This is a genomic window from Kineococcus sp. TRM81007, from assembly GCF_022669155.1.
Lineage (GTDB): Bacteria > Actinomycetota > Actinomycetes > Actinomycetales > Kineococcaceae > Kineococcus.
Genome location: NZ_JALBVB010000056.1, coordinates 1 through 9,756, shown reverse-complemented (window position 1 = coordinate 9,756; position 9,756 = coordinate 1). Strand labels below are relative to the sequence as shown.

The window sequence follows — 9,756 nt, the reverse complement described above, 5'->3', positions numbered from 1 at the left end:
CGTGCGCCTCGGCGAGGCGCACGGCGGTGTAGGGGGCGAGGGAGGCGCCGAGGATGCTGCCGGCGTTGAAGGCGAGCGAGGCGCCGGTGTAGCGCACGTTCGTGGGGAACAGCTCGGGCAGGTAGGCGCCGATGGGCCCGAAGACCAGGCCCATGAAGAACAGCCCGGCGCACAGCCACACCATGACCAGGGCGGTGCTGCCGGAGCCCAGCAGCGGGCCGGTGAGCAGGCCGACGACGGCGCCGCCGACCATCGCGGTGGCCAGCACGGGGCGGCGCCCGAAGCGGTCCGAGAGCACCCCGGACAGCGGGGTCGCCGCGGCCATGAACAGGACGGCGACGCACAGCATGAGCAGGAAGTCCTGCCGCTCGTAGCCCAGCGCCGGGGAGGTGCCGTAGGCCAGCGACCAGGTCGTGGTCAGGTAGAAGAGCGTGTAGGTCAGCATGACCGAGAAGGCGCCCAGCACGAGCAGCTTCCAGCTGGTGCGGAAGGTCTCGGCCACGGGGACGCGCACCTGCCGGTTCTCGGCGAGCGCCCTGGCGAAGACCGGGGTCTCGGCCAGGCTGAGGCGGATCCACAGGCCGAGCAGCACCAGGGCGGCCGAGAGCAGGAACGGCACGCGCCAGCCCCAGGACATGAAGGTCTCGTCGCTCATGGTCGTGGCCAGCACGATGAAGAGGGTGTTGGCGATGATGAAGCCCAGCGGGGCGCCCAGCTGCGGGAACATGCCGTACAGGGCCCGCCGGTTCGGCGGGGCGTTCTCGGTGGCGAGCAGCGCGGCGCCGCCCCACTCCCCGCCGAGGCCGAAGCCCTGCCCGAAGCGCAGCAGGCACAGCAGCGCGGGGGCGAGGTTGCCCACGCTCGCGTGGGTGGGCAGCACGCCGATGAGGACCGTGGAGATCCCCATGACGAGCAGCGCGGCCACGAGGGTCGTCTTGCGGCCGATGCGGTCGCCGAAGTGCCCGAAGACGACCGAGCCGATGGGCCGGGCGACGAAGGCGATGGCGAAGCTGGCCAGCGAGGCGAGCGTCTGGGCGGTCTCGTTCTCGGACGGGAAGAACAGCGGCCCGAAGACGAGGACGGCGGCCGTCGCGTAGACGTAGAAGTCGTAGAACTCGATCGTCGTGCCGATGAGGCTGGCCGCGGCGACCCGGCGGACCGGGTTGGCGGGTGCGTCCCGCGGTGCGGCGGGGCGCGGCGGGGCGGTCTGGTTCAGGTCGGACGGACCCATGGGACACCTTCGGTGGGCGGGCGGGCTGCACGGGGTCGCGCCACGGGCAGGGGTCCTCCTGCGGTCCGGCGCGGGGCGCCCGCGAGGGCACCGGGGTCACCGGCGCGCACGGGGCACCGGAAGGGTGCCCGAGCGCACGAGCGCCATCCACTCCGCGAGACAACCGTCTCACTCAGTGAGACACCATGGCGTCGGAGCACCGCTCACGGGGCTGCGGGCGGCACCTCGCAGGAGGCCGCGGGGACCGCCGCCCCCACCAGGCGCGAGCGCACCAGGAACCGCACGCCGTCGGGGGCCTCCAGCGAGAAGCCGGCCCCCCGTCCCGGCACGAGGTCGATCGTCAGGTGCGTGTGCGCCCACCGCGCGTACTGCTCCTTCGACATCCACACCGGGACGCAGAACCCCTCCGACTGCCCCTCGGCCGGCACCACCACGTCGCCGAGGTGCTCGTCGGCCTCGGAGGTGAGGAAGTCCCCGGCCGCGAAGCACATCGGGGAGCTGCCGTCGCAGCAGCCGCCCGACTGGTGGAACATCAGCTCCCCGTGGCGAGCCCGCAGGCGGCGCAGCTGCTGCGCCGCCCGCGGGGTCAGGGCCACCCTCTCGGGGAGCGGGGCACCCGTCACGTCGCCGCCGCCCGTCAGAAGAAGCCGAGCTTGGAGGTGGAGTAGCTGACCAGCAGGTTCTTCGTCTGCTGGTAGTGGTCGAGCATCATGCGGTGGTTCTCCCGGCCGATGCCGGAGCTCTTGTACCCGCCGAACGCCGCGTGCGCGGGGTAGGCGTGGTAGTTGTTCGTCCACACCCGCCCCGCCTGGATGCCGCGGCCCATCCGGTACGCGAGGTGGACGTCGCGCGACCACACCCCGGCCCCCAGCCCGTAGAGGGTGTCGTTGGCCATCTTCAGGGCGTCGTCGGGGTCGTCGAACCTGGCCACGGACACGACCGGGCCGAAGATCTCCTCCTGGAAGATCCGCATCGAGTTGTCACCCTCGAAGATCGTCGGCTCGACGTAGTACCCGCCGGCGAGGTCCCCGCCGAGGTCCGAGCGGTGCCCGCCCGTCACCAGCTTCGCGCCCTCCTGCTGCCCGATGTCGATGTAGGACAGGATCTTCTCGAGCTGGTCGTTGCTCGCCTGCGCACCGATCATCGTCGCGGTGTCCAGCGGGTTCCCCTGCTTCACCGCCCTGGTGCGCTCGGTCGCGGCGGTGAGGAACTCGTCGTAGATGCTCGACTGGATGAGGGCGCGCGAGGGGCACGTGCACACCTCGCCCTGGTTCAGGGCGAACATCGTGAACCCCTCGAGGGCCTTGTCGTAGAAGTCGTCCTTCGCGCGGGCGACGTCCTCGAAGAAGATGTTGGGGCTCTTGCCGCCCAGTTCCAGCGTCACCGGGACGAGGTTCTGGCTGGCGTACTGCATGATCAGCCGGCCGGTCGTCGTCTCACCGGTGAAGGCGATCTTGCGGATGCGCGGGGAGCTCGCCAGCGGCTTGCCCGCCTCGGCGCCGAACCCGTTGACGACGTTCACCACGCCCGGCGGCAGGAGGTCGCCGACGAGGTCCATCAGCAGCATGATCGACGCGGGGGTCTGCTCGGCGGGCTTGAGGACGACGGCGTTGCCGGCCGCGAGCGCCGGGGCGAGCTTCCAGACCGCCATGAGCAGCGGGAAGTTCCACGGGATGATCTGCCCCACCACGCCGAGCGGCTCGTGGAAGTGGTAGGCGACGGTGTCGTCGTCGATCTGCGAGATGCCGCCCTCCTGGGCGCGCACCACCCCGGCGAAGTAGCGCAGGTGGTCCACCACCAGCGGCAGGTCGGCGGCCAGGCACTCGCGCACCGGCTTGCCGTTGTCCCAGGTCTCGGCGACGGCGAGCTCCTCGAGGTTCTGCTCGATGCGGTCGGCGACGCGGGTGAGCACCAGCGCCCGTTCGGCGACGGACGTGCGGCCCCACCCGGGCGCTGCGGCGTGCGCGGCGTCCAGGGCGCGCTCCACGTCCTCGGCGGTGCCGCGGGCGACCTCGGTGAACACCTCGCCGGTGACGGGGGTGGGGTTCTCGAAGTACTCCCCCGAGGCGGGGGGTACCTGCTCGCCGCCGATGTAGTGGTCGTAGCGCCCGGCGTAGCTGACCACGCTGCCGGAGCGGCCGGGAGCCTCGTACACGGTCATGGGGACCTCCGCGGAGATGGGTGCGGACGACCACCTCGTCGCCCGGTGCCCCACGCTAGGAGCGCCGGCGTTGCACCGGCGTTGCACCGGCGTCGCAGCGCCCGCCGGTGTGGTCAGGGGTGCGGCCGGCCGGCGAGGCGGGCCGCGCGCGCGAGCACCTCGCCGCGGGCCGGGTGCCCCGGCGCGAGGCGGCGCAGCAGCTCCTGCACGACCTGCGGGTCGTCGCGCCCGGCGGCGCCGCGCGAGAAGCGCAGCAGCGCGTCGTCGTCCTCGCCCTCCAGCACGGCGGTGCGCAGCGCCACGACCAGCTCCTCGCGCACCTCGCGCACCCCCGGCGCGTCGGAGGCCGGCAGCAGGTCGCCGCCCCAGCCGTCGACGGCGTCGCCCACCCGCCCCTCGCGCAGGGCGTCGCGCACCCGCAGCGCGTCGCAGGCCACCTCGCCGGTGAGCCGGTACGGCGAGGGCGTCAGCCCCAGCGCTGCGCCGGTGCGCTCGGCGAGCACCGCGCGCAGCCGGTGCACCTCGGCGCGCACCGACACCGGCGCCAGGCCGCGCGCGTCGAGGGCGCCGGCCAGCGCCCCGGCGCTCCACCCGGCGGCGGGCCCGGTCAGCAGCAGGAGGAGGACCTCGGCGTGCCGCAGCGACAGGCGGTGCTCGCCCCCGCCGGCGCGCAGCACGGCCTCGCCGCCGAGCAGGCGCAGGCCGGCGGCGGCCGGGGCGGGACGAGCGCCGGCCAGCCCGCGGCGCAGCGCCGCCACCCGCAGCTCCCCCTCCACCGCGCCGACCGCCGCTCGCACCAGCGCCAGCGCCCGCTCGCGCCCCAGGTCGTCGCCGCCGGTGAGGTCGAGCACGCCCAGCACCCGGCCCGTGGCGGGGTCGCGCACCGGCGCCGCCGAGCAGCTCCACCGCGCCGCGGCGGTGGCGTAGTGCTCCCCCGAGCGCACCCGCACGGGCCGGCTCAGCGCCAGGGCGGTGCCGGGGGCGTTGGTGCCCGCCGCCTCCTCGCTCCAGCGGGCGCCCGGCAGGAAGCTCATGGACTCCGCGGCGCGGCGCAGCACCGCGTCGCCCTCCACCCACAGCAGCGTGCCGTCCACGTCGCTGACGGCCATGAGGACCGGCACGCCCAGCGGCTCGTCCAGCAGCAGCCGGCGCGCCGTCGGCAGCACCGGCGCCAGCGGGTGGGTCGTGCGCCGCTCGCGCAGGCCCGCCCCGTCCAGGGCCAGGGGGGCCAGCACCCGGTCCGGGTCCAGGCCCGTGCTGCGGCTGCGCCACCACGACTGCGAGACCACCTCGCGCGCGCCCGGCAGGGGCGTGCCCGCGCGGCCGCTCGCGCAGGAGGCCAGCCAGTCCTCGCGGACGGCGAGGAGGCCGCCGCGCGCCCGCTCCCCGGTACCCACCCGTGCACCACCCGCCGTCCCCCGCGGTCGCCCTCGACCGCTCGTGCCGACGGTAGGCGTGCGCCGGGGGCGTCGACAAGCGGTCCGCGGCGACGGGGCGCGCGGGGGTGCGACCATGCGGGCTGCCCGCACCACCGTCCCCGAGGAGCTGACGATGACCGACGGCCCGCGGCCGCTGAACCTGCGCGAGGTCGCCGAGGGGCTGCGCTCCCCGCGCACGCCCGCCGCGCCCGCCGGCCCGGCCTCCGCCCTGCGGGCGCCGTCGCGGTTGCGCGAGCTCGCCACCTGGCTGGCCGGCACCCGCGACGCCGACGTGGCCGGGCCCCTGGAGCGGGTGCGGCTGGTGGTGCTCGCCGGTGACCACGGCGTGGCCGCGCACGGGGTGTCCGCGCTGCCCGCCGGCGGCACCGCCGACGCGGTGCGCGCCCTGGCGGACGGCACCCACCCCGCGGCGGTCCTGGCCGCGTCGGGCGGGGTGGAGCTGGCGGTGCACGCCGTCGGCGTGGCCGCCGGCGGACCGGACGCGGAGCCCCTGCCGCCGGCCGTCGCGGCGCGCGCGGTGCGCGCCGGCAGCGGTGACGCGGCGGTCGCGGACGCGATGACGGCCGAGGAGACGGAGGCGGCCGTGCGCGCCGGGGCCGCGATCGCCGACGAGGCGGCCGACGAGGGCGTGGACCTGCTGCTGCTCGGGGACGTGGGCACGGGCGCGACGACGGTGGCCGCCACCCTCGTCGCCGCCTCCCTGCGCAAGGGGGCCGTGGACGTCGTGGGCCGCGGCAGCGGCGTCGACGACGACGCGTGGATGCGCAAGACGGCGGCCGTGCGCGACGCCGTGCGCCGCGCACGGCCGGTGGCCACCCGGCCGGTGGTGCTGCTGCAGACGGTCGGCAGCCCGGACACCGCGGCCGCCGTCGGGCTCCTCCTGCGCGCGGCGGCCCGGCGCACCCCCGTGCTGCTCGACGGCGTCGTGGGCGCCGCGGCGGCCCTGGTGGCCAGCCGCGCCGTGCCGGGCGCCGAGAAGTGGTGGGCGGTGGGCGCGCGCACCGCCGAGCCCGCCCAGCACCTGGCGCTGGAGCGGCTGAAGCTGACGCCGGTGCTGGACCTCGGCGCCGGCCGCGGGGCCGGCACGGGGGCGCTGGCGGCGCTGGGCGTGCTGCGGGCCGCGCAGGTGCTCGCCGCCGCGGACGCGGCGCTCGCCCCGGAGCCGGAACCCGAACCGGAGCCGGAGCCGGAGCCCGGGGAACCCGAGCCCGGGCCCGGGGCGGTGTCCGGGGTCGAGCCCGAGGCGGGGACCGAGCCGGAGACGGGGACCGAGCCGGAGACGGGGACCGAGCCGGAGACGGCGGAGCCCGCGGAAGCCGCCGGCGGCGCGGGCCAGCCGAGGAGCCCGGGCACCGCTCGGTAGGGTGACGGGGTGGTCCGCCTGGAGCTGAGCAGCAAGTCCGTCAAGAGCGTCGCCGCCGACGCGCTCGTGCTGGGGGCCCGCCGTGCCCCGGGCTCCGCGCCGGGAGCCCCCCCGCTGCTGGTGGGCGCCGACGACCTGCCCCGGTCCGCGCGCTCGGCCCTGGTGGAGTCCCTGACCGACCTGGGCGCCGACGGCGCGGCCGGCTCCGTGCACCTGGTGCCCCGCGTGGCGGGCGTGGCCGCGCCCCTCGTGGCGGTCGTCGGGCTCGGCGAGCAGGAGGACGACCACGAGGCGCTGCGCCGGGCCGCCGGCACCGCCGTGCGGGCCCTGGCCGGACGCCGCCGGGTCGCGCTGGCGCTGCCCGTGCCCGACGCCGCGGCCGCCGGCGCGCTGGCGGAGGGGGCGGCCCTGGGCGCCTACGCCTTCACGCGCTACAAGGCCGCCGAGCGCGAGCCCGTCGCGCTGGTGGTGCTGCTGGTGGCGAAGCCGCGCGACAAGGCCCTGCGCGCCGCGCTGGAGCGCGCCCGCGTGGTGGGCGAGGCCGTCGCCGCCGCGCGCGACCTGGTGAACACCGCCCCCGGCGACCTCGCCCCGGCCGACCTGGCCGACGCCGCGCGCGACCTCGCCGACGGCACCGCGCTGGATGTGCGCGTGCTGACCGAGACGGAACTGGCGGAGGGCGGCTACGGCGGCATCCTCGGCGTCGGGCAGGGCTCCGCCCGCCCGCCGCGCCTGGTCGTCGTCGAGCACGCGCCGAAGGCCGCGAAGGCGCACCTGGCCCTGGTGGGCAAGGGCATCACCTTCGACTCCGGCGGCCTGTCGCTGAAGCCCCCGGCCGGCATGGAGACGATGAAGAGCGACATGTCCGGGGCGGCCGCGGTCCTCGCCGCCGTCAAGGCGGTCGCCGACCTCGACCTTCCGGTGCGGGTGACCGGCTGGCTGGCCGTGGCCGAGAACATGCCCTCCGGCACGGCGATCCGGCCCTCCGACGTGCTGACGATGCACGGCGGCACCACGGTCGAGGTGCTCAACACCGACGCCGAGGGTCGCCTGGTGATGGCCGACGCGCTCGTGGCGGCGACCGCGGAGCGGCCGGACCGCGTCGTGGACGTGGCCACCCTCACGGGCGCGCAGGTCGTGGCGCTGGGCAACCGCGTCTCCGCCGTCATGGGCAACGACGACGCCTTCCGGGACGAGGTGCTCGCCGCCGCGGCGCGCGCCGGCGAGCAGTTCTGGCCCATGCCGCTGCCGCAGGAGCTGCGCGCCAGCCTGGACTCGCAGGTGGCCGACCTGGCCAACATCGGCGACCGCGCCGGCGGGATGCTCGTCGCGGGGCTGTTCCTGCGCGAGTTCGTCGGTGAGCGCGCGGACGGCACGCCCGTGCCGTGGGCGCACCTGGACATCGCGGGCCCGTCGTTCCTGACCTCCGAGCCGTACGGCTACACCCACCGCGGGGGTACCGGCGTCGCGGTGCGCACCCTGCTGGCGCTGGCGGAGGACCTGGCCTCCTGAGGTCCCTCGCGCGGGTCCCGCACCGGGATCCACACGAGGAGGGTGCACGAAGAGCGACTAACGCTATGCTCAAAGTGACGGTCACTCGGGGACGCCGGTCGTCCACCTGACCCGACCCACCCGCGCACCTCGCCCCGACGGGGTCGACCACCGGAGGACCCATGCCCACGACGCACTCCACCCCGAACTCCGCCGCGCGCGCCCGACTGCTCGTGCTGGCGCGGCGCGCCACCATCGCGGTGACCGCCTCGGCCGTGCTGGCGGGCGGCGGGCTGCTGACCGCCGGGTCCGCGTCCGCGGCGACCTCCGGCACGTCCGCGGCGGCGGTCTCGGCGCGCAAGGAGGCCGTCGAGCGCAAGGAAGCCACCTTCCGCAAGGAGGCCGCCGAGCGCAAGGAGACCTCCTTCCGCAAGGAGTCGATCAGCCTCCGCAAGGAGTCGATCGACCTGCGCAAGGAGTCCGTGAACTTCGAGCGCGAGCGCTGAGCCGCCCGCACCCGCGAGGCAGGCGAGACGGNGGCGGCACCCCCGGGTGCCGCCGCCGTCTCGCGTGGGGCGCGTGCGCCCCGTCACACGTGCCCGCTGGACCTCGCGCAGGTCGGGAGTGACAGAATCGCGCCGAGCAGTTCCCAGCACAGCCGACCTAGGAGCATTTCGTGGCAGGTGCCGCCGACCAGGAGTACGACGTCGTCATCCTCGGAGGAGGCAGCGGGGGCTACGCGTGCGCCCTGCGCTCGGCCGAGCTCGGGCTGTCCGTGGCCCTGGTGGAGAAGGACCTGCTCGGCGGGACCTGCCTCCACCGCGGCTGCATCCCCACCAAGGCCCTCATCCACGCCGCCGAGGTCGCCGACTCCGCGCGCGAGTCCGAGGCGTTCGGCGTGCGCGCCACCTTCGACTCCATCGACATGGCCGGGGTCAACAAGTACAAGGACGGCGTCATCGGCCGCCTGTACAAGGGCCTGCAGGGCCTGGTGAAGTCCCGCAAGGTCGAGCTCGTCCAGGGCACCGGCCGGCTGGTCGCCAAGAACGCCGTCGAGGTCGACGGCCGGCGCTACACCGGCAAGAACGTCGTCCTGGCCTCCGGCTCGTACTCCCGCTCGCTGCCCGGCCTCGAGGTCGGCGGCAGGGTCATCACCAGCGAGCAGGCGCTGCAGCTGGACTCCGTGCCGAAGTCCGTGGTCGTCCTGGGCGGCGGGGTCATCGGCGTGGAGTTCGCCAGCGTCTGGAAGTCCTTCGGCGCCGACGTCACCATCGTCGAGGCCCTCCCGCGCCTGGTCCCGCTGGAGGACGAGGCGGCCAGCAAGGCGCTGGAGCGCGCGTTCCGCAAGCGCGGCATCAAGTTCTCCCTGGGCGTGCGGTTCAAGGGCGCGGAGCAGAACGACTCCGGCGTCGTCGTCACCCTCGAGGACGGCAAGACGATCGAGGCGGACCTGCTGCTCGTCGCCGTGGGCCGCGGCCCGAACACCGCCGGCCTCGGGTACGAGGAGCAGGGCGTGTCCATGGACCGCGGGTTCGTCCTCACCGACGAGCGGCTGCGCACCAACGTGGAGGGCGTGCGCGCCGTCGGCGACATCGTCCCCGGTCTGCAGCTGGCGCACCGCGGGTTCCAGCAGGGCATCTTCGTCGCCGAGGACATCGCCGGGTTGAACCCCGCCGTGATCGACGAGACCGGCATCCCGAAGGTGACGTACTCCGAGCCCGAGGTCGCCTCCGTCGGCCTGACCGAGGCGAAGGCCCGCGAGAAGTACGGCGACGTGGACGTCGTGGAGTACAACCTCGGCGGCAACGGCCGCAGCCAGATCATCGGCACCGCCGGTTTCGTGAAGCTGGTGCGGCAGAAGGACGGCCCGGTCGTCGGCGTGCACATGGTCGGCTCGCGCATGGGCGAGCAGGTCGGCGAGGCGCAGCTCATCGTCAACTGGGAGGCGTTCCCGGAGGACGTGGCGAACCTCGTGCACGCCCACCCGACGCAGAACGAGGCCCTCGGCGAGGCGCACCTGGCGCTGGCCGGCAAGCCGCTGCACTCGCACTCCTGAGAGTCCCGGCGGGCC

General features: G+C 75.6%; 8 protein-coding genes. 4 read left to right on the top strand and 4 right to left on the bottom strand.

Features of this window, described 5'->3' with window-relative positions; translation table 11 throughout:
- The 4 genes from MN205_RS14250 to MN205_RS14235 all read right to left on the bottom strand — a co-directional run.
- Window positions 1-1,231, bottom strand: a 1,231-nt coding sequence (locus MN205_RS14250; protein WP_242128409.1) for an MFS transporter, incomplete at its 3' end; no start/stop codon positions are given.
- Between the two features lie 203 nt (window positions 1,232-1,434).
- Window positions 1,435-1,827: a DUF779 domain-containing protein gene (locus MN205_RS14245; protein WP_242128407.1), complete on the bottom strand. Its 393-nt coding sequence runs from the start codon at window positions 1,825-1,827 to the stop codon at window positions 1,435-1,437.
- Window positions 1,828-1,868: 41 nt separating this feature from the next.
- Window positions 1,869-3,392, bottom strand: coding sequence for an aldehyde dehydrogenase family protein (locus MN205_RS14240; protein ID WP_242739438.1), 1,524 nt, complete (start codon window positions 3,390-3,392; stop codon window positions 1,869-1,871).
- Between the two features lie 113 nt (window positions 3,393-3,505).
- Window positions 3,506-4,789 carry a GAF domain-containing protein gene (locus tag MN205_RS14235; RefSeq protein ID WP_242128405.1) on the bottom strand — a complete coding sequence of 428 codons (1,284 nt, stop codon included), beginning with the start codon at window positions 4,787-4,789 and terminating at the stop codon, window positions 3,506-3,508.
- 115 nt (window positions 4,790-4,904) lie between these two features.
- Between MN205_RS14235 and MN205_RS14230 the strand changes: the two genes are divergently transcribed.
- From MN205_RS14230 to lpdA, 4 genes are all read left to right on the top strand, one after another.
- Window positions 4,905-6,194, top strand: a complete 1,290-nt coding sequence (locus tag MN205_RS14230) for a nicotinate-nucleotide--dimethylbenzimidazole phosphoribosyltransferase (protein WP_242128403.1) — start codon at window positions 4,905-4,907, stop codon at window positions 6,192-6,194.
- A 9-nt stretch (window positions 6,195-6,203) separates the two neighbouring features.
- On the top strand, window positions 6,204-7,706 hold the full coding sequence (locus tag MN205_RS14225) for a leucyl aminopeptidase (RefSeq protein WP_242128401.1): 1,503 nt from the start codon (window positions 6,204-6,206) through the stop codon (window positions 7,704-7,706).
- A 161-nt stretch (window positions 7,707-7,867) separates the two neighbouring features.
- The gene (locus MN205_RS14220; protein ID WP_242128399.1) at window positions 7,868-8,191 is read left to right on the top strand and encodes a hypothetical protein; all 324 of its coding nucleotides are present in this window, start codon (window positions 7,868-7,870) and stop codon (window positions 8,189-8,191) included.
- Window positions 8,192-8,361: 170 nt separating this feature from the next.
- A complete protein-coding gene (gene lpdA / locus MN205_RS14215; protein WP_242128396.1) occupies window positions 8,362-9,741 on the top strand; it encodes a dihydrolipoyl dehydrogenase in 1,380 nt (459 codons plus the stop codon).
- Window positions 9,742-9,756: the final 15 nt, after the last annotated feature.

Bases quoted from the DNA above. Each gene is read 5' to 3' on its own strand.
- MN205_RS14240 (WP_242739438.1), bottom strand. From the start codon at position 3,392: ATGACCGTGTACGAGGCTCCCGGCCGCTCCGGCAGCGTGGTCAGCTAC.
- MN205_RS14230 (WP_242128403.1), top strand. From the start codon at position 4,905: ATGCGGGCTGCCCGCACCACCGTCCCCGAGGAGCTGACGATGACCGAC.
- MN205_RS14220 (WP_242128399.1), top strand. From the start codon at position 7,868: ATGCCCACGACGCACTCCACCCCGAACTCCGCCGCGCGCGCCCGACTG.